The 20,129-nt window shown below is 74.8% G+C and carries 13 protein-coding genes and 1 pseudogene; 6 read left to right on the top strand and 8 right to left on the bottom strand.

Going from position 1 to position 20,129, the window contains the following annotated elements; all coding sequences use genetic code 11:
* Positions 1-72 precede the first annotated feature (72 nt).
* From LRS74_RS27095 to LRS74_RS27085, 3 genes are all read right to left on the bottom strand, one after another.
* Entirely contained in the window at positions 73-2,046 is a 1,974-nt protein-coding gene (locus LRS74_RS27095) for an IucA/IucC family protein (protein WP_277743438.1), read from the bottom strand.
* Entirely contained in the window at positions 2,043-3,278 is a 1,236-nt protein-coding gene (locus LRS74_RS27090) for an ATP-grasp domain-containing protein (protein ID WP_277743437.1), read from the bottom strand. The genes LRS74_RS27095 and LRS74_RS27090 overlap by 4 nt, the downstream gene beginning before the upstream one ends.
* A 302-nt stretch (positions 3,279-3,580) precedes the next feature.
* The gene (locus tag LRS74_RS27085) at positions 3,581-5,320 is read right to left on the bottom strand and encodes a carboxyl transferase domain-containing protein (RefSeq protein WP_277743436.1); all 1,740 of its coding nucleotides are present in this window, start codon (positions 5,318-5,320) and stop codon (positions 3,581-3,583) included.
* A gap of 350 nt (positions 5,321-5,670) precedes the next feature.
* Between LRS74_RS27085 and LRS74_RS27080 the strand changes: the two genes are divergently transcribed.
* Complete coding sequence (locus tag LRS74_RS27080) at positions 5,671-6,555, top strand: lytic polysaccharide monooxygenase (RefSeq protein ID WP_277743435.1); 885 nt, start codon at positions 5,671-5,673, stop codon at positions 6,553-6,555.
* Positions 6,556-6,841: 286 nt separating this feature from the next.
* On the opposite strand, the gene LRS74_RS27075 is transcribed toward LRS74_RS27080, so the two are convergent.
* Positions 6,842-7,354: a MarR family transcriptional regulator gene (locus LRS74_RS27075; protein ID WP_277743434.1), complete on the bottom strand. Its 513-nt coding sequence runs from the start codon at positions 7,352-7,354 to the stop codon at positions 6,842-6,844.
* Between the two features lie 92 nt (positions 7,355-7,446).
* Here LRS74_RS27075 and LRS74_RS27070 point away from each other — a divergent pair, with 92 nt between their 5' ends.
* Positions 7,447-7,863, top strand: a complete 417-nt coding sequence (locus tag LRS74_RS27070) for an organic hydroperoxide resistance protein (RefSeq protein WP_277743433.1) — start codon at positions 7,447-7,449, stop codon at positions 7,861-7,863.
* A 250-nt stretch (positions 7,864-8,113) separates the two neighbouring features.
* Here LRS74_RS27070 and LRS74_RS27065 read toward each other — a convergent pair whose 3' ends face one another.
* Positions 8,114-9,058, bottom strand: coding sequence for an alpha/beta fold hydrolase (locus LRS74_RS27065; RefSeq protein WP_277743432.1), 945 nt, complete (start codon positions 9,056-9,058; stop codon positions 8,114-8,116).
* A gap of 534 nt (positions 9,059-9,592) precedes the next feature.
* Here LRS74_RS27065 and LRS74_RS27060 point away from each other — a divergent pair.
* The gene (locus LRS74_RS27060) at positions 9,593-10,408 is read left to right on the top strand and encodes an endo alpha-1,4 polygalactosaminidase (protein ID WP_277744963.1); all 816 of its coding nucleotides are present in this window, start codon (positions 9,593-9,595) and stop codon (positions 10,406-10,408) included.
* Positions 10,409-10,432: 24 nt separating this feature from the next.
* Here the strand turns inward: LRS74_RS27060 and LRS74_RS27055 are convergent.
* Positions 10,433-11,353, bottom strand: a pseudogene (locus LRS74_RS27055) (hypothetical protein); the annotation flags it as partial.
* A 707-nt stretch (positions 11,354-12,060) separates the two neighbouring features.
* Positions 12,061-15,657, bottom strand: coding sequence for a DNA polymerase III subunit alpha (gene dnaE, locus LRS74_RS27050; RefSeq protein ID WP_277743431.1), 3,597 nt, complete (start codon positions 15,655-15,657; stop codon positions 12,061-12,063).
* Between the two features lie 276 nt (positions 15,658-15,933).
* On the opposite strand from dnaE, the gene LRS74_RS27045 reads away from it, so the two are divergent.
* The 3 genes from LRS74_RS27045 to LRS74_RS27035 all read left to right on the top strand — a co-directional run bounded on the left by LRS74_RS27045 (position 15,934) and on the right by LRS74_RS27035 (position 18,799).
* Entirely contained in the window at positions 15,934-17,031 is a 1,098-nt protein-coding gene (locus LRS74_RS27045; protein ID WP_277743430.1) for an ABC transporter permease, read from the top strand.
* Positions 17,032-17,103: 72 nt separating this feature from the next.
* Positions 17,104-18,057 (top strand): virginiamycin B lyase, encoded by a 954-nt coding sequence (locus tag LRS74_RS27040; RefSeq protein WP_277743429.1) that lies wholly within the window; start codon positions 17,104-17,106, stop codon positions 18,055-18,057.
* A gap of 298 nt (positions 18,058-18,355) precedes the next feature.
* Positions 18,356-18,799, top strand: a complete 444-nt coding sequence (locus tag LRS74_RS27035) for a subtilase-type protease inhibitor (protein ID WP_277743428.1) — start codon at positions 18,356-18,358, stop codon at positions 18,797-18,799.
* 165 nt (positions 18,800-18,964) lie between these two features.
* On the opposite strand, the gene LRS74_RS27030 is transcribed toward LRS74_RS27035, so the two are convergent.
* A complete protein-coding gene (locus LRS74_RS27030) occupies positions 18,965-20,041 on the bottom strand; it encodes a S1 family peptidase (RefSeq protein WP_277743427.1) in 1,077 nt (358 codons plus the stop codon).
* Positions 20,042-20,129: the final 88 nt, after the last annotated feature.

The raw sequence follows: 20,129 nt of genomic DNA, 5'->3' as shown, positions 1-20,129 counted from the left end.
GTGCGGTACGGCGGGGGGAGCGGGTGGCGGGTGGCGGCGGGCCGGGCTGCGGCGCCGGCCGGCGGGCGAGGGTCACCGGGGGCGTCCACGCAGCAGGTAGTTCGGCCCGCTGGTGTAGTGCTTGTTGATGTCGGCGGCGCGGGAGCGCTCCTTGGTGTAGAGGGTGCCCGCGGTGACCATCGCCTTGACCGGCAGCCGGCGGGCGTCCAGCACCCTGGCGCGCAGCACGGCCCCGGGCGCGCCGGGCGCGGTGCCGTCCAGCCGGTGGACGGCCTCGGCGAGCCGGGTACGCAGCAGCCGCAGCAGCGGGTCGAGCGGCAGCCGGCCCAGCGCGGCGAGTTCGAAGGCGAGCGCGGCGGCGCACAGGTGCACGGTGATGGTGGTGAAGACGTCGGCGACCGGCCCGTCGCCGCGGGTGAGGATCCTGCGGTCGTCGAACCCGCACAGGTCGGCGGCGGCCGCTCCGCCGAGCACGCCGGCCAGTCGTACGGCGAAGACCCGCGGTCCGTCGTGGTCCTTGATCAGCAGCCGCAGTCGGGGGCGCCCGTCCGGGGCGTCCACCACCAGGGAGGTGTTCTGCTGGTGCGACTCCAGCGCGATGCCGTAGCCGAAGAGCGTGGTGTGGACGTCGAACAGGACGGTCAGGTAGGCGTCGAGGAACGCGGTCAGGTCTCCGCCGTAGAAGCGGTCGGCGAGCGCGTCGGCGACCAGCGCCCCGCTCGGGGTGCGGGCCAGCAGCGCGGCTATGGGCACCACCTGGCAGTGGCCGAGTCCGGTGGGCTGTCGACGTATGAGCGCGGCCAGGAACTCCTGGTCGGCGTGGAGGTGGGTGGTCTCGTCGGCGAGCAGCACGGTCGCGGCCAGCCGGGGTTCGCGGGCGAGCACCGCCTCCAGCAGCCGCTGCGCCACCGCCCCGTCGGTGAGCGTGCCGGGCTTGATGGAGCGCCGGTTGCGTGCGCCCAGGGTGGCGGTGGCCAGCGGCAGTTTGAGGTGCACCGTGGGATCGGCGGCGACGGCGACCGTCCGCATCGACAGCGTCGGCCGTACGTCCAGCCAGGGGCGCTCGGCCAGGTGGGCCTCGTACGGTCCGCAGGCGCGGCGCGCGGCGGCCAGCGCCCGCCCGGCGGTCAGCGGGTGGACCGGGAGGGCGAGGTGGCTGTGGTCCAGGAAGGGCGGCAGCCCCAGCGCCCCTGGCGACGGCCACCACGCGGGCAGCTGGGCAGGGTCCCCGGTGACGGCCTCGCGCGGCAGGGCGAGCCAGCGCAGCGCGAAGGCGGGGTGGAACTCGGCGGCGTGGGTGCGGATCTGCTCCGCCGAGAGGCCGGAGCGGGCGCGGCCGGTGGGGTGGACCGGGTGGCCACGGAAGGCGGCGAGGGTGTCGTAGGCGACGGCGCCGGACGGCCCCGCCCACTGTTCGGCCGGCCGCTCGCCGTACTGGCCGGCCAGCCGGGCGAGCACCCCGGGGCGCACCCGGCCCAGCACCCGCGCCGACTCCAGCTCCCGGCGGCACTCGGCGACGAAGGTGTCGTAGCGGCCGTGGTCCTCGGGCGCGACGGCCTGCTTGAGCCGGGCCAGCGCCCCGTCGAGCGTGGTGTGGGTGGTGGGCGCCATGCCGCCGGGCGGCGGCTCGTACTCCAACAGCGGGCGACGGACGGCGAGATCGCCCTGGAAGCCGTCGGGCCCGACCGGCAGCAGCAGGTGTCCGGCTCCGCGCAGCGGGGTGCGCAGCCAGTCGCCGTCCGGGCGGCGCAGCGCGCGGGCGCGGGCGCGCAGCCCGTAGGCGTCCTCCCGGAGCAGGGTGCTGAGGACGCGCTGGAGGAGGCCGGCTTCGGCGGGGTCGGCGGGGGTGGCCGCGCCGGTGGCCGGGGGCGCGCCGTTGAGCCGCGCGGGCGCGGCGGGCGTGGGCGTGGGCCGCGCTGGCGCGGCGGGTGAGGACGTGGGCGTGGGCCGCGCGGGCGCGGGCGGCGTCTGAGGGTCGGTGTCGGCCGTCGGGTCGGTGTCGGCCGTCGGGTCGGTGTCGGCCGTCGGGTCGGCCTCGGCCCTCATGACGCGATCTCCCAGCGGTGGGCGGCGAGGAAGCCGGCCACCGCCTCGTCGATGCGCCCCTGGTCGGTGCCGGTGGCGCGCAGCACGCCGAGGAAGTCGCGGTTGGTGTGGTAGCGCGGGTGTTCCTCGCCGATCTCCCGCAGCGGGCGGTAGTCCAGCCGTACGCCGTCGACGACGCGCACGCTCGCGGGGGGCGCGGCGACGAGCCGGCCGGCGCGGTCGGCCATGACGTACTCCATGCGCGCCCTGCCGTCGGTGCGCGCCCCGAGGTCGGCGGGGAGCGGCTCGCCCAGGTGGGTGCGGAGGATGTGCGCGAACAGCGGTATGTCGAGCAGCTCGGCCAGCATCAGGTCGCACTGGTCGCCGATGGCCCGGTAGTTGACCTCTATCAACCGGGCCTGGTCGTTCTGGACGACGTACTCGGTGTGGCAGGCGCCGAAGCCGACGCCGAGCGCCCGCAGTTGGGCGAGCACCTGGCCGGTGTGGGGCCGCGGCGGTTCGGGGAGCAGTTCGAGCCGCTCCTCCAGGAAGTAAGGGGGCGGGGAGAGTTCGGTGTGGAAGGCGGCGAGGGCGTGCAGAATGGTGCCGTCGCCGAGGGTCTCCAGGGTCCGCAGCGGCCCGTCCAGGAACTCCTCGACGACCAGGGCCTGTCCGGGGCGTCGGTCCTGGATGGCGCGGCAGCGCGCCACGAGCTCCGCGCGGTCCGCGACCAGCACCACGTCCTCGCTGGCCACCCCCTCGCGCGGCTTGACGACACAGGGGTACGGCACCTCGGCCGCGGCCAGCTCCTCCGGGTCCGCGCCGGGGAGGAGCTCCGCGGACCAGACGGTGTCCGCGCCGGTCTCCGTGAGGGTCCGGCGCAGCTCCGCCTTGTCCTTGGCGCGCAGCGCCGCCCGCCAGTCCTTGCCCGGCAGCCCGAAGAACTCCGCGGCGAGCGCCGCCTGGACCTGGAGGTGGTCGCTGTTGGTGAAGACGGCGTCCGGCCGTCTGCCCTCCCGCGCGGAGGCCGCGGAGAGGTGGCTGATGACCACGCGGGCGTCGCGTACGTCGCAGTGGACGACGGTCAGTGGGGGCAGCTCGCCGCCGGCCGCGGCATGGCGCCGGTAGGCCAGCTCATGGGCGGCCGGCTGGTCGGTGAGCAACGTCACGGCCAACCCGAGCCGGGCCGCGGCGGGGAGGAAGCCCTGGGTGACGGAGTCGGTGGGGTTGAGCGCCAGCAGGTGAAGCCGCACGGGGAGCGTGCCTTTCAGGGGTTCGGTTCCGGAGTGTCTGGACGTGGGGCGTCGCCGTGGTGTGCGGTGCGCGGCCCGGCGCCAGATCGCGGTACGGATGGCGGTACGGGGCTACACCCCGGTGGTGCCGCCGGGGGTGGGGGCGGCGTCAGCTGACCGTCTCGCGTCAAGATCGGTTTCTTGCACGGTGAGACATTAGGTTAGGCATGCCTAAGTTTCAATTCGCCTCGCCGGGCGGGAGCTTCATCTCTCACCCCGCGTCGAGGCCCCGAGAGCGCCGGCGCCGGAGGGGCGTCGGCGGTTCAGCCCGGCAGCCCCAGGCCGCGGTGCCGGGCGCGGCGGGCGGCGAGCCGCTCGGTGCGGTCCTGGGCGCGCAGGGCGGCGAGTTCGGCGCCGAGGACCTCACCCAGACGAGTGAGGAAGGCGCGCGGGCGGTCCGCCGCGTCGGTCACAGTGACGTCCGCCGACGCGTCCGCCGCGGCCTCGGCCCCCCTGTCCTCCGCCGTCTCCTCCGCCGTCTCCTCCGCCGTCTCCTCCACGATGCGGTCCACGATGCCGTGGGCGAGCAGATCCGCGGAGCTGACCCCCTGGCGGTCGGCGACCTCGTAGGCCCGGTCCGTGGTGCGGTAGAGGATCGCGGAGGCCCCCTCCGGGGGGAGCGGGGACAGCCAGGCGTGCCGGGCCGCCACCACGCGGTCCGCGGGAAGCAGGGCGAGCGCGGCTCCGCCGGCGCCCTGGCCCAGCAGCAGGCACAGCGTCGGCGCCGGCAGCGTCACCATGTCGGCCAGGCAACGGGCGATCTCCCCCGCGAGGCCGCCCTCTTCGGCCTCCTTGCTGAGCGCCGCGCCCGCGGTGTCGACCACGGTGAGCAGCGGCAGGCCGAGCTCGGCGGCGATCCGCATGCCGCGCCGGGCGGTGCGCAGCCCGGCCGGGCCGAGGGCCTGCCCGACGCCTTGGCCGGGGTGGTCGCCGCGGTCGTGCCCGAGGACCACGCACGGGGCGCCGCCCACCCGCGCCAGCGCGAGCAGCAGCCCCGGGTCGTGCTCGCCGGCGCCGGTGCCGCTCAGCGGGGTGACGTCCCGGGCCGCGACCCGCAACAGCTCCACCACACCGGGGCGTTCGGGACGCCGGGAGCGCCGGATGGACTCCGCGGTGGACGGTGCGCCGGGCCCCGTCGCGCCGGGACCGGAGACGACGCCCGCCTCTGTCTCGCCGTCCGCGCCCACTCCCCTGCCCCCACCGCCGTCACCGTCCACGTTGCCGCCGCCGCCCGCGCCGCCGTCACCGACCACACCGCCGTCGCCGCCCACACCGCCGTCGCCGCCCACACCGCCGTCGTCGTCGACCGCGTCCGTGCCGTCCGAGCAGAGCACCCGCAGCGCACGCGCGGTCGCGGTGGCGAGTCCGTCGGCGGGCAGCACCGCGTCGACCAGACCGTTGGCCAGCAGGTTCTCCGCGAGTTGGACGCCGGGCGGGAACTCCTCGCCGTACAGGGCCTCGTGGACCCGCGGGCCCAGGAAGCCGATCAGGGCGCCCGGCTCGGCCGCGGTGACATGGCCGAGGGAGCCCCAGGAGGCGAGGACTCCGCCGGTGGTGGGGTGGCGCAGATAGACGAGGTAGGGCAGACCGGCCGCCTTGTGCTCGGTGATCGCCGCGGCGACCTTCACCATCTGGAGGAAGGCGATGGTGCCCTCCTGCATCCGGGTGCCTCCCGAGGCGGGCGCGGCCAGCAACGGCAGCCGCTCTCGGGTGGCCCGCTCCACGGCCCGCACCAGCCGCTCCCCCGCGGCCACCCCGATGGACCCGGCCAGAAAGGCGAACTCGCAGGCCACGACCGCCACCCGGCGTCCCCGCAGCCGCCCTTCGCCGGTGATCACCGACTCGTCGAGGCCGGTGCGCTCGCGCGCCCGCTCCAGATCGGCTCGGTAGTCCGGGTCGGCGGGGGTGACCTGGACCGGCACGTCCCAGGATTGCCAGCTGTCGGGGTCGACAACGGTCTCGATCAGCTGGAGGACGGGCGTGCGCGGACGGGTTCCGGTCATGTGTCCACCCTGCCACGCCACCCGAATCCGCCACCACCGACCGGTGTCACGGCGACAGCCTGATGGCCGCCTCAAGCAATCCATAACCCCGCCATAAGAATCCGACAGATCTGGTCTGGACCAGTGACTCAACCGCCGGTCAGAGCTAGCGTGTTGAGTGCGACGGCGGGTGAGTCAGGGCCGCGATGCCGCGTTACGGCGGCGGCGTCGGCGCGCCCGTTCCCATGCCGCGCGACACCACGAACCCCCCAAATCTCAGCCATGACAACACCCCCCAACCCACAGCCGTAGCCATCTGCCTCACCCGCCTCAGCTTCACTCTCACCCCCACCATCGAGGGAGACTTCTTCATGCACGCTCGCCGCAAAGCCGCGCGCATCGCCGTGCTCGGCATCGTGCCGGCCGCACTCGTCGCGCTGCCCGCCGTTCCGGCCGGGGCGCACGGCTCCATGCACGACCCGGTGAGCCGGATCTCGGCCTGTTTCGCGGAGAACCCCGAGAGCCCGGACTCCCCGGCCTGTAAGGCGCTGGTCGCCATGAGCGGCACCCAGCCGCTGTACGACTGGAACGAGGTCAACCTCCCGGCCGTCAACGGCCAGCACCGCAAGGCGATACCGGACGGCAAGCTGTGCAGCGCGGGCCGCGACAAGTACAAGGCCCTGGACATGCCGCGCACCGACTGGCCGTCCAGCCGGCTGACGGCCGGGAAGCACGACTTCCGCTACCGGGTCACGGCCAAGCACCGCGGCACCATGGAGCTGTACCTCACCAAGCCGGGCTATGACCCGACCAAGCCGCTGAAGTGGTCGGACCTGGAGTCGACGCCGTTCGCGACCACCCCCACCACGCTGAACGCGCCCGACGGCTACTACCACTTCTCCGGGAACGTGCCGGCCAGGACCGGACGCCATCTGATCTACGGCATCTGGCAGCGCACCGACAGCCCCGAGGCGTTCTACCTCTGCTCGGACGTCGTCTTCGGTAACTCCGCCAAGGCCACCAAGGCCGCGAAGGCGGGTCCGCTCGCGAAGGCGCCGACCGAGAAGCAGATCGCCGCGGGCGCCGACAAGTCCACGGTGCGCCACGACGGCATGGGCATGGGCGACGCGCACGGCAGCAGCGACGACTCCAGGCTGTCCATGGGCGGCGCCGCGGCCGTCGCGGCGGCCGCGGCGACCGCGCTGCTCTTCGCGAACGAGCAGCGGCGCAGGAGGGCCAAGCACCGCCGCGCCTGAGCCGCGGGCGGCGACCCCGTAGTCAGGTCGTAGTCCGGCCGTAGTCAGGTCTCCGTCCGGCCGTAGTCGGTCATAGTCCGGCCGCGGCCGAGCGGTGCTCGACCGGCGATCGGCCCTCATCGTGCGCGGATGAGGGCCGATCGCCATGTCCGCGCGCTCACGGAGAGGTCGCCATGTCCGCTCACGGAGAGGTCGCCATGCCCGCGCGCCCACGGAACGCCATGCCCCCGCCCACGGAGAGAACGCGCGCCCACGGCGAGCACCGGGCCGCGCGCGGCAGGCCGGCTCAGTCCTCCGTCTCCTCCAGGTCGTCCAGGGCCGCGTCGAGTGCCATCGTGAGGTGGCGCAGCCGTGACCTCAGCTCGGTCATCTCGACGGCGTCCAGGCCGGTGGCCCCTATCACCTTGCGCGGCACGGCCTGGGCGGTCCGCTTCAGCGCCGTGCCGTCGGCCGTCGGCCGCACGGTGACCGAGCGCTCGTCGTGCACGCTGCGCTCCCGCTGCACCAGACCGGCCGCCTCCAGCCGCTTGAGCAGCGGCGACAGGGTGCCGGAGTCGAGTCGCAGGAAGTCGCCCAGCCGCTTCACCGGCATCTCGCCGTGCTCCCACAACACCATCATCGCCAGGTACTGCGGGTAGGTGAGCCCGGTGTCCCGCAGGACCTGGCGGTACACCCCGCCGAAGGCGCGGGAGGCCGCGTGCAGCGCGAAGCAGATCTGGAGGTCGAGACGGAGCAGGTCCTCTTCGTCGGGGAGATCGGCGGCCGTGGCCTGCGGGGCGGTGTCGGGGCGGTCAGGCATGCCCCCAGCCTACCCTTTGGTTGTGCACAACTTAATTGTGTGCTTCACTCCTGTTCAAGCACCCCACAGCGAGGAAAAGAGGGATGGTCCCCATGGACGCTCTGTACACCGCGGTCGCCACGGCCAGCGGGCGCGACGGTCGGGCCGTGAGCTCCGACGGCCAGCTGGATCTGCCGCTGGCGATGCCCACGGCGCTGGGCGGGAACGGCCAGGGCACCAACCCGGAGCAGCTCTTCGCCGCCGGCTACGCCGCCTGCTTCGCCAGCGCGCTGGGCCTGGTCGGCCGCCAGGCGAAGGTCGACACCTCGGAGGTCTCGGTCACCGCCGAGGTCGGCATCGGCAAGGACGAGGCGGACGGCGGCTTCGGCCTCAAGGCCACGCTGCGCGTCGAGCTCCCCGAGGCGCTCCAGGGCGAGACCGGCCACGCCCTGATCGAGCAGGCCCACCAGGTCTGCCCGTACTCCAAGGCGACCCGCGGCAACGTCGAGGTCGAGCTCGTCGTCGAGTAGCGCGCGCCGCCGCGGACGCGCCCGCGCCGCCGGAGCCCACGACGCGCCGCCTGAAGCCACGACGCGCCATGGGAACGCGCGACGGGCAGGGGAACGCGCGACGGGCCGCCACCCCACCGATGGAGGGTGGCGGCCCGTCGTCCCTCCCGAGCGCCGTCGAGCCCCGACCGGGGGCCTTCCGGCGTACGGAATCCGCCGAGGGGTCGCGTACGCGTCGTATACGACCTCTCGGGCGGGCACGGGGGCGGTTCTAGGTCAACGAGAGGCAGTTGGTCGGCTTGGCGTTGGCCGGGTCGAGCGCGTTGGCGGTCTCGTGGAAGACGAGCCGGTCGGCCATCGCGGCCAGGACGTGCCCGGACAGGTCGACCGCACAGAGGTCCTGGAGCACGACGTTCCTGACGTTCGGACCGTTCAGGAACCCGGTGGTGTAGGGGGTGGCGACCAGGTCGTACTTGGTCGCGATGACGGTGTAACCCACGCCGGGGACGGTGTCGCCGCCCTCGTTGAGGCGCTTGAGGAAGTCCGACCCGACGGCCTGGTCGGTCAGCCCCGGGGCGTTGGTGTCGATGAGGTCACGCGCGCCGGGGAAGTAGTCCAGCAGCTTGGTCAGCCCGGACAGGGACGTGCCGTGGTTGGTCGGAGCGATCCCGACCAGGTGGTTCACCTTGGCCGCGCCGCCCAGGAACTTCAGGTAGTGACGGGGCATCATCCCGCCCTGGGAGTGGCCGACGAGGTCGACCTTGGAGCTCCCGGTGGCGGCGATCACCTTGTCCACGAACCTGGACAGCTGCTTGGCCGAGTCGGCGACGGGGCCGAGTCCGTAGAACAGCGGCACTCCGGGCAGTTGGCCGTAGTCGAGCGAGAACACGCAATAGCCGCGGGCGACGAGGTAGGGGGCGAGCCCGAGCCAGTTGTCCACGGAGTTGCCGAGGGTGCCGTGGACGAGGACGACCGGGCGAGGGTGTTTCGCCGAGGGCTTGCAGGAGTAGTCGTTCCAGCCGCGGTCGGGGCCGGCCTGGGCGTTCACCTGTGCCACGACCGCCGACCGGGCCTGCGCCGCCTCGGCCTCGCTCAGGCTGGCGCCGTCCCGCAGGTCCTGACCGACGCTCTGCGAGCCGCGGCTCTCCGCCTGCGGGCCGGCCGCGGGCGCGGCGCTCGCGACCGGCGCCACGGCCCCGACGAGCGCCAATGTCAACGCCGGTACTATGGCGCGGAATCGCTTGTTCCGTCTCCAGGGCAGCTTCATAGGAACTCCTCGATGGGGGGTTGAAAGCTGCGCACCTGCGATCCGGATCACAAGAGTGTTGCGCGTTAATTAACTTACGAGTCAGTAGCATCCGCATCCAGCCATCGGCTGGTGAAGAAAGCCGTACGGAATCCTCACGGGACATCCAGGAACCATGGGCCGGAAATCGCCATCAGGGTGCCGAACTCTCGCTGTCCTGGCAGAACGGCCGACCCCGCGCCGAGGGGCGTCGCCGGGGTGCGGGCGGCGCGTCCCCGGCGCGCGTATGGAATCTTGATCCTTATCGGAACGGATGCGGTGAATACGGGGGGTATGCGGATGCGGGCGCGGGGACGGGCGCGGAGCCGGGAGCGGACGGGGACCCGGGCATGGACGGGGACGCCGCACGGCGAACGCGGATCGGCGGGTGAGGCCCCGGCGGGGCGCCGGCGCCGTCGACCGGCCGGCGCGGCGGCCGTCGCGATCGGCGTGCTGGCGCTCGCCATGACGGCCACCGGCTGCTCCGACGGCGGCCGGTCGGAGGGCTCCGACCGCACCCGCCCGCCGAGCTCCACCACGGCGCCGCCCGCCGCGGACCGCGTGGTCGAGGCGCCCACCGCCGACATGGCGTTCGACTACCAGATCGGCGGCCCCTACCCGCCGCCCGCCGGGGTGCGCGCCGTGGCCCGCGACCGCACGGCCCCGCCCGCGAAGGGCGCCTACAACGTCTGCTACGTCAACACCTTCCAGGCCCAGCCCGACGCGGTCGGCTGGTGGCGGAAGAACCACCCCGAGCTGCTGCTACGCGACGCCGACGGGGAGTTGATCGTCGACGAGGACTGGGACGAGCCGCTCCTCGACATCTCGACCGCGGCCAAGCGGACCGAGCTGGCCGCGATCGTCGGCCGGTGGATCGACGGCTGCGCGCGCAGCGGGTACCAGGCCCTGGAGCCCGACAACCTCGACTCCTACGAGCGCTCCGACGGCCGGCTCGACAAGGGCGACAACATCGCCTTCGCCCGGCTGCTGGCCGCCCGGGCGCACCGGGCCGGGCTGGCTATCGGTCAGAAGAACACCACCGAGCTGCTGCCCGAACGCGCCTCGATCGGCTTCGACTTCGCCGTCGTGGAGGAGTGCGGCCGCTACGACGAGTGCGAGGAGTACGCGGAGGCGTACCGCGACCGCGTCTTCGTCATCGAGTACAGCGACGCGGACTTCCGGAAGGCGTGCGCCGCCTGGGGAGGGCGGCTGTCCATCGTGAGCCGGGACCTGGACGTGCGGCCGGCGGGCGAGGAGGGCTACGCCTTCCGCCGCTGCTAACGCGCTTCGGCGGCGGTAGGTGGCGGCGGGCCCGACCGCGCCCGTCCCGTAGCGGGCCTCGGCGCGGTCCATGGCGGCCTCGACGCGTCGACGGCGGGCGTCCAGCGGGTCGAAGGTCAGCTGCTGGACGGCGCGCCGGGCGTCGGTGAGATCCGCGCGGAGCGCGAGCGAGCGGACGCGGGCGCGTTGCAGCCCGAGGGCCTCGTGCAACCGGTAGGCGGCGGCGGTCAGGGCCGGGGTGTGGGCGGTGGGCTCGGGCAGGGTGTGACCGCGGGTGGTCGTGGAGCGGTCGGCGTAGCGGACGGTCAGGGTGAGCGCGGTGGCCGCCTGCCGCTCCCGGCGCATGGCGGCGCCCAGCCGGTGGGTCAGGGCGAGCAGCGCCCGGCGCCGCCGCACCGGGTCCAGTTCGTCCAGCTCGAAGCGGTGTTCCAGAGCCATCGCGCGCGCCGGGGCGTTCGGAGTGACCTGCGCCGGGTCGAGGCCGTGCGCGCCCTCGTAGACCCGGCGGCCGGCGGCCGCGCCCAGGATGCGCTGCAGGGTGGGCAGCGGGGTGGCCGCGATCCGCTCCACGCTGTCCAGGCCGTACGCGCCCAGGGCGCGGGCGGTGGCCGGGCCGACGCCGTGCAGCGCGGCGGCGGGCTTGGGCGCGAGGAAGGCGGCGACCGCGTCCGGATCGGCGGGCACGGCGCGGATCGCCCCGCGCGGGCTGTCGGCGGCGGCCATCCGGGCGAGCAGCGGGTTGGCGGCCACCCCGATGGTGCAGTCCACGCCGTACCGGGCCAGCGCCCGCACCCGTACGATCCCGGCCAGCCCGATCGCGTCCCGACCGAAGTAGCGCAGCGCCCCGCTGACGTCGACGAGCGCCGCGTCGGGCGGCAGCGCCTCCACGATCGGTGTCACCCCGGCCAGCAGTCCCAGCAGCGCCTGGTAGGTGTCGGCCCCCAGCGCCGCCTCGTCCCCGGTCGGGTGGAAGCGCACGAAGAGCACCCCGGGTTCCGTCCGCCCGCCGCCGCCCCGCCCCGAACGCACCGGCAGCCGGTCCCCCGCCCCACCGACCGGACGGCGCTCGCCACCGCGCGCCCGCGCCGGGGCGCCGCCGGCACCGGCGGCGGCAGAGGCAGCGGTGTTCCGGGCCCGGCCCGGGACTCGCCCCCCGTCCCGCTCGGCCCCCGCGCCCCAGCCGCCACGGCCGCCGACGGCGCTCCGCTCCCAGACACGGCCCGCGTCGAGCGGGGCGACCACGGCCGCCCCGGAACCACCGGCGCCCTCACGACCACGCTCGACATCGCCGTCGCGCCCACGGGCCCGTGCCCGCTCCCACCCGGAGTCCGCGCCACGGCTGAAGTCCGCACGACGGCCGAAGCCGGCACCGCGCCCGGAGTCCATGCCATGCCCGGAGTCCGCGCCACGGCTGAAGTCCGCACCACGGCCGAAGCCGGCACCGCGCCCGGAGTCCATGCCATGCCCGGAGTCCGCACCACGGCCGGAGTCCGCACCGGAGCCGACGGGCCGGTCGGGCCCGCCTGGCCGGCCTGGCCGGTCGTGGCGGAGGTCCGGAGCCTCGGCGCGGGTCCGGTCGGCGGCCGGCGGGCGGCCGACCGGCGGTGCGGCCGGGGCCGTGGGGCGTGGGTCGGCGGACCATCGCTCGTGGGTCATCGGCCCGCGCTCCCCGGACTCGAGTGCCACAGCTTGCGACCGGTGGCCGAGGTGTCGCCGGCGGGCCGGAGGTCGGCCCAGGGGTGCAGCTCGTAGCCGGTGGACAGGTGGATACGGCGGTCCGTGCCGGCGGCCGCGGCCGCCTCGTCCACCGCGCCCTCCTCGGCGGCCGGGGGCCGCCGCGCCAGCAGCGCGGCCACCTGCTCCAGCCCGCCGGTGCGCCGCACCTCGATGAGCTCGGCGAGGTTCCACGCGGCGGAGCCGACCACGCTGAGGCTGCGCGGGCCGCGGCGCTGGACCACGCCGCGCACGAGCAGCAGCCAGGAGTGGAAGACGGTGTGCGCGCAGGCGGCGTGGCTGTCGTCGAAGAAGGCGAGGTCGACCAGGCCGGTGCCGTCGTCGAGGGTGGTGAAGATGACCCGGCGGCCGGAGCGTACCGGCGGCGTCTGGGTGGCCGCCTTGGCCCCGGCGACCAGCACCGTCTCCCCGTGCCGCGCCCCGCGCAGCCGCCGCGCCGATGTCACCCCCAGCTCCTCCAGGAACCCCTGGTGGTCGCCCATCAGGTGACGGGAGACGTCCATGCCGAGGACGCCGAGCTCGGCGCCGAGCCGCTCCCGCTCGTCCAGGTCGGGCAGGCCGGCGGGGGCCGGCGACATGGCCTCGGCGAGCGGGAGCTGGCCCGCGCCGGTGGCGCCGCGCCGCCCGGACGTCTGCTGTCGGTGCAGCTCGGCGATGCGCAGGAGCAGCTCGCGGCGGTTGGCGCCGAAGGCGTCCAGCGCGCCCACGTTCGCGAGTCGTTCGGCGACCGGTCGCCCGGGGTGGGCGCGCCGCCACAGGTCCTGGAGCGAGGTGTACGGCTGTCCGGCGATGATCCGGCCGGCCTCCGCCTCGCTGATGCCGTGCACCTCGCTCAGCGCCATCCGGATGCCGAGGCGCCCCGGACCACCGGGCCCGCCGCCGACACCCGAACCGGACATCAGTTCGATCCGATAGGCGGTGTCGGAGCGGTTCACGTCCAACGGCAGGATCGGCACCCCGCGCCGCCGCGCGTCCGCCAGCAGCAGCCGCTTGGGGTACATCCCGGGGTCGTGGGTGAGCAGCCCGGCGTAGAAGGCCGCCGGGTGGTGGGCCTTGAGCCAGGCGGACTGGTACGTCGGCACGGCGAACGCGACGGCGTGCGCCTTGCAGAAGCCGTAGCTGCCGAACGCCTCGACGATCTCCCAGGTGCGCGTCAGCACCTCCCGGTCGTAGCCGCGCCGCGTCCCACGCTCCCAGAACCAGGCCCGCACCCGGCTCTGCCGCTCGGGGCTGGACAGGGCGCGCCGCGCCTCGTCCGCCAGGTCGCGCTCGCAGCCGGTCATGGTGGCGAGGATGTTGATGATCTGCTCGTGGAAGACGACGACGCCGTAGGTCTCGCGCAGCGTGTACGCCAGGTCCGGGTGCGGGTAGCGCGGCGGGCGGCGGCCGTGCCGCGCCTCGATGAAGGGGCGCACCATGTCGGCCGCGACCGGGCCGGGCCGGAACAGCGAGATGTCCACGACCAGGTCGTGGAAGGTGGTGGGTTGCAGCCGCCCGACCAGGTCGCGCTGGCCCGGCGACTCGATCTGGAAGCAGCCGAGCGTCTCGGCGGAGCGGATCAGCTCGTAGGTGTCACGGTCGCCGGGCGGCACCTGCGCCGGGTCGTCCAGGTCCAGGGCCTGGCCGGTGACCCGCTCGATCTCCCGCGCGGCGTGCGCCATCGCGGACTGCATCCGCACACCGAGCACGTCCAGCTTGAGCAGACCGAGGTCCTCCACGTCGTCCTTGTCGAACTGCGCCATGGGGAAGCCCTCGCCGCTGGTGGGCACGACGGGGGTGCGGGCCAGCAGCCCGGCGTCCGAGAGCAGCACGCCGCACGGGTGCATGGCGATCCCGCGCGGCAGCCCGTCCAGCGCCTCCACCAGGCTCCACAGCCGGTCGTAGCCCTTACGGCGCGACTCCGCCGCCACCTCTCGCAGCTCGGGCAGCTCGACCAGCGCCGCCCGCGCGTCCCGGGCGCGGATGTGCGGGAAGGACTTGGCGAGCCGGTCCACCTCGGCCGGGTCCATGCCCAGGGCGGCGCCCACGTCCCGTACCGCGTGGCGCACCCGGTAGGTCTCGGGCATCGCGACGGTCGCCACCCGCTCCGCCCCGAAGCGGTCGAAGATCGCGCGGTAGACGTCCAGGCGGCGCGCGGACTCGACGTCGATGTCGATGTCGGGGAGGGCGGCCCGGCGCACCGACAGGAAGCGCTCCATCAGCAGACCGTGCTCGACCGGGTCCGCGTGGGCGATCCCCAGCAGGTGGTTGACGAACGAGCCGGCGCCCGAGCCGCGGGCGGCGACCCGGATGCCCAGCGCGCGGGTGTCGTCGACGACCTGGGCGACGGTGAGGAAGTAGCTGGCGTAGCCGAGCCGTTCGATGGTGCGCAGCTCGTCCTCCAGTCGCCGCAACCGCCGCGCGTCGCGGTCGTAGCCCCGCAGCACCATGGCGGCGGCGCAGCGCGAGCGCAGCACCCGCGCGGCGCCCCGCCGGTCGGCGCCGACCAGGTGCGGCTCGGGGAAGTGGATGCCGCCGATGCCCAGGTCGGCGGTGGGGTCGACGCGGCACTCGGCGGCGGTGCGCGCGGTCTCCTCCAGCAGTCGCCGTGCGGCGGCCCGGCGGTCCCCGGCGGCCTCCGCGATCCGCTCGGCGATCCGTGTCATCTCCCGTGTGCCCTTGAGCCAGCGCTCCCCGCCGTCCAGCGCCTCGGGGCGGCGCGGGTCGACGGGCACCAGTCGGCGGGCGGCGTCCAGCACATCGGCGACCGGGCCCTGTCCGGGGTCGGCGTAGCGGACGGCGTTGCTGAGCACGGCCCGCAGACCCTGGTCGGCGGCGAAGCCGACGGTGCGGGCGGCGAGCCGCAGCGAGCCGGGGCCGGTGCCGGTGCGGCCGTGCCAGACCGCCTCCAGCCGCAGCGCGTCGGCGCCGAACAGCTCGCGCCACCGCGCCAGCGGGCGGAGGGCCAGGTCGGGGCGGCCGGCGGCGAGCGCCCGGCCGACGTCCGAGTCGGGGCCGAGCAGCACGGTCAGCGGGGCGCGCGCCGCGGCGGCCGCGCCCGCCAGGTCCGCCCAGTGCAGCAGCGGGACGGGGGCGGGGCTCCGCGGGCCCTCCGTCGGGCCGGCGTGCGCCGCCGAGACCAGGCCGCACAGCGCGGCCCAGCCGGCCGCGCCGTCCCTCGCGAGGAAGACCGCGCGCGGAGCGGACTCGTCGAGGAACGCCCCGCCGCGCGCCGGTGTGCGGCGCCGCGCCCCCGTGGGGGAGCCGCCCCGGACGGCCGGGTCCGCGGCCGGGTCCGCGGCCGGGTCTCCGGCCAGGTCTTCGCGCACCGCCAGGTCGACGCCGAACAGCGGCCGCACTCCGGCGGCGGCGGCCGCCTTGGCGAAGCGAACCGCCCCGGCGAGGCTGTCGCGGTCGGTCAGCGCGAGCGCGTCCATGCCCCGCTCGGCGGCGCACCGCGCCAGCCGCTCCGGGTGCGCGGCTCCGTACCGCATCGAGAACCCGGAGGCGGTGCGCAGATGCGTGAAGCCCGGCATCCGCACCTCCCACTGCCGCTTCGTACGTGTCCACCCCCTGACCTGCCCTGCTCGGCCTTCCTGTTCCCACCATAGACCAATCATCGAACATTCGTACGAGCGCGGAACCATCTCCTCCGCCTCATCCGCCTCCTCCCCCCGCGCCTGCCCGGGTCGCCTGAACGGACCACGCCGCCTGCGCGGCCGCCACCGCCCGCCCACCATGGAGGGCACGGACCACCCGCACCCCCATACGCCCCCAGATGCGCCCCACACGGCGTGGCGAGGAGCACGCGCATGGCCCCGATAGGCACCTCGATAGGCATCTCGTCGAGCACCGGGACGAGCACCGGGACGAGCTCCAGCCCCCACGTGTCCTTCACCGACGGGAGCGGAAACGGGGTGACGGGCCGCGCCGCGCTGCTGGTGCTCGGCGCCCTGCTGCTCCAGCTCGCGTTCATCGCCTCCTACGTGGGCGCCTTCCACCAGCCCCGGCCACATCGGGTCGCCCTGGCCACCGTCGCGCCCCAGCAGCTCCGCGGCCAGATGGTGGAGCGGCTCAACGGACTGCCGGGACGGCCGTTCGCGGCCCGCGCGGCCTCCACCGAGGCCAAGGCGATACGTCAGGTCGAACGGCGGATCGTCGACGCCGCGCTGGTGGTCGATCCGCGCTCGAACACCGACCGGCTGTTCGTCGCCGGCGCCGCCGGCGCCTCGCTCTCCGACGCCGTCTCGCAGGCGGTCGGCACAGCGGAGGCGACGCAGCGGCGGAGCGTGCGGGTCGTCGACCTGGTCCCCGCGGGCAAGCGGGACGCGCGCGGGCTGACCCCGTTCTACCTGGTCCTCGGCTGGTGCGTGGGCGGCTGCCTGGGCGCGGCGATGCTCGCCGTCAGCCATGGCGTCCGGCCGGCCAACCCGCGCCGCGCGCTCGCCCGGCTCGGCGCGATGGCGCTGTACGCGGCCGTGGCGGGCCTGACCGGCGCGGCGATCGTGGGGCCGTGGCTGCACGCGCTGCCGGGCGCGCTGCTCCCGCTGTGGGGGCTGGGCGCGCTGTTGGTCTTCGCGGTCGGCGCGGCGACCCTGGCCCTCCAGGGGCTCGCCGGCGTCGTCGGCATCGGCCTCGCGATGCTGGCGGTGATCGTGATCGGCAACCCCGGCTCGGGCGGCGCGTATCCGTATCCTCTCCTCCCCGACCTCTGGCGGGCCGTCGGGCCGGCCCTGCCGCCGGGCGCGGGCACCTGGACCACCCGGTCGATCGCGTACTTCCACGGGCACGCGACGACCAGACCGCTGCTGGTGCTCTACACCTGGGCGGCCGCCGGGGTGGTGCTCACCCTGGTCTCCGCCGCGGTGCGCGGCCGCCGAAACCCCGGCCCTGACCTGGTGCTTCGCTGAGTCGACGGGACGTCAGGCGCCCACCCGGAAAAGCACTTGCGCGTCCGCGCGGCAACGGTCAGGGTGGCGCCGATGACGACACATGACACCGCTTCCCCCATGCACCACGACCACCCCGAGACCACGGGGCACGACCACCCCGAGATACGGGAGATCCCGGCCGGCGGCCCCGAAGCCGGGCCGTACGCCCTGACCACCGGCCCCGACGGCGCCCTCTGGCTGACGCTGGTGCGGGCGGGGCGGATCGCCCGACTGACCCCGGACGGCGGGTTCACCGCCCATGAGCTGGGGGCGACCGAGAGCGGGCCGACGGTCATCACCCCCGGTCCGGACGGGGCGTTGTGGTTCACCCGCTACCGGGACCATCGCATCGGCCGGATCACCACCGACGGCGAGATCACCTCGTTCGACCTGCCCACGCCGGAGTGCGGGCCGTTCGGCATCGTGACGGGCCCGGACGGGGCGCTGTGGTTCACCGAGGCGAACGCCGGCCGGATCGGCCGGATCACCACCGACGGCGAGATCACCGAGTTCCCGCTGCCTGACGGCGGCTTCCCCTCGGCGATCACCGCGGGCCCCGACGGCGCCCTCTGGTTCGCCCTCAACCAGGCGAACGCCATCGGCCGCATCGGCCTGGACGGGACCGTCGCGCTCCATCCGCTGCCCACCGACGGCGCGGCGCCCGTGGGCATCGCGGCCGGGACCGACGGGGCGCTGTGGTTCGTGGAGATCGGCGCCGGGCAGGTCGGCCGGATCACCACCGACGGCGAGATCACCGAGTTCCCGCTCCCGGACCGCACGGCCCGGCCGCACGCCATCGTCGCCGGCCCCGCCGGCGGCTGCTGGTTCACCGAGTGGGGCAGCGGCCGCGTCGGGCACGTCACCCCGGAGGGAGAGGTCCGGGTATACGACCTGCCCACCCCGTCGGCCGAGCCGCACGGCCTCACGGTGGGCCCGGACGGCGCCCTCTGGGTCGCTCTGGAGGTGGGGACGGTCGCGCGGGTCGCGCTGCGACCGAGCGCCTGACGGCAGGAAATATTGTTGAAACAGCGCCGAATCGCCGGCGAAATCACCGCCTGACCCATCGAAGAGGCACTGCTTTCCGGTCGAGCCTGTTCCGCCGCCCCCGGCGCACGCCCCCGACGCACCGACGCAGGTCGGGGGCGTGCGCCGGGGGCGCGTCCAGCCCTATCGTTGACACGACGAGCCACCGTGCGACCACATTTAGTGACCGGAAACTGATCGATCAAAGTGCGCTTTGCGCCCACTTGGGCAAGACTCCCGTCCGGTATCTGGTCAACCACGAAACAAGGGAGTGTTCGGAATGCGGAAGATCGCTGGAGCGATCGGCCTGGCTGCCGCGGCGACGACGAGTTGCCTGGTGGTGACCAGCGGGGTCGCGAGCGCGTCACCCGCACAACCGCAGAGCCTGTACGCGCCGTCGGCGCTGGTGCTCACCGTCGGGCAGGGAGAGGACGCCGCCTCCACCGCCGTGCAGCGCGCGGTGACGCTCAACTGCCGGCCCTCGTTCAGCGGGACCCACCCGGCCCCGCGCGAGGCGTGCGCCGAGCTCGCCGCCATCGACGGCCAGTTCGACCAGCTGACGCTGGCGGAACCGCAGGGCGCGTTCTGCACCAAGGAGTACCGACCCATCGTCGTGACCGCCCAGGGCGTCTGGGACGGCAGCCGGGTCAGCTACGAGCACACCTTCCCGAACTCCTGCGTGATGCGGAACTCCCTGCAGAAGTCGCTGGTCTTCGAGTTCTGACCCGACGTCGGAACGCACGGGCGCAGCCTCCTCAGGCATGAGAAGGCCCCCGGACACAAGAGGGGTGTCCGGGGGCCTTCCCGTTTTTCGGAGGCTCCCCGCCGGCCGGGGCCTCTCCGTCTCAGGGCCACACCCCCGCGCCGCCAGGGGGTCGGGCCGCGCCGGTCAGCCGATGGTGACGCCGTAGGCCGCCAGCGGCTCCGCCACCGGCTGGAAGAAGGTCTCGCCGCCGGAGGAGCAGTCGCCGCTGCCACCGGAGGTCAGCCCCAGCGCGGCGTCGCCGTCGAAGAGCGAGCCGCCGCTGTCGCCGGGCTCGGCGCAGACGGTGGTCTGGATCAGCCCCTCGACGATGCCCTGCGGGTACTGGACCGTCACATCCAGGTCCACGACCTCGCCCTGGTGCAGCCCGGTGGTGCTGCCGCTCCGCCAGACCCGCTCCCCGACGTAGGCGTCGGCCGCGCGTGTGATGGACCGCGCCGAGCCGTCGTGGAGGTTCACCTCGCTCGGGTGCTCGACGCCCGGCCGGTAGCGGACGATCCCGTAGTCGTCGCCGGGGAAACTGCTGCCTGCCGTGTCCCCGATCACCCGACCCCTCGCGTCCGACCAGGCGCCGCTGCCGTCCGTGCAGTGCCCGGCGGTCAGGAAGTACGGGGTGCCGTCCCCGTCGACCACGTTGAAGCCCAGCGAGCAGCGCCCGTCCTCGGTGTGGATGGGGTCGCCGTCCCGCAGGAAGCGGTCGAACCTCCCCGCCGAGCGGCGCACCTCGACCTTGTCGCCGTAGCCGCGCGCCGCCCGGGTGAGGCGGGCCAGCCCGGCGTCCCCGACCGTGCGGTCGGCGGTGACGACGACCTTGTTGGCCTTGGGGTTCACCGCCCAGGAGGTGCCCGGGATGTCGACCTTCCGTCGTAACTCCGAGCGCGTGGCGTCGAGTTGGGCCAGCGTGTACGTGACCGTCCTGGCCACCGCCCCGGCCTCCCGCACCCGGACGGCATCCGGGCCGTCGACGACGTTGACCACGAGCCGCCCGGTGGTGGCGTCGTAGTAGGCACCCGCCGCGTCGCCCTCGAGGGCGACCCGGAGGTCGGCGGCGAGCTCTCCGGCCTCGACACCCGAGACGGACCCGGGCCGCGCCAGCGGCGCCGCGCTGGCGCTGGACAGGGCGAGCCCGGCCGTGACCGCGAGGACGGCCAGACCCACTCCGGCGGTGACGGCACACCGGTCGGCTATGCGTCGCTTCTTCAACTCGCGAACCTCCAGTGGGGGGTGGGACCAGGCAGTGGGGTGCCGTCGGCCCGGAGGGCGGATAGGGCAGGGACCGACCCCCCGGCTC

It is taken from the genome of Streptomyces sp. LX-29 (genome assembly GCF_029541745.1).
GTDB lineage: Bacteria > Actinomycetota > Actinomycetes > Streptomycetales > Streptomycetaceae > Streptomyces.
Note: the sequence above shows the minus strand (reverse complement) of the source record. Positions and strands in the feature narration are given on the sequence as shown.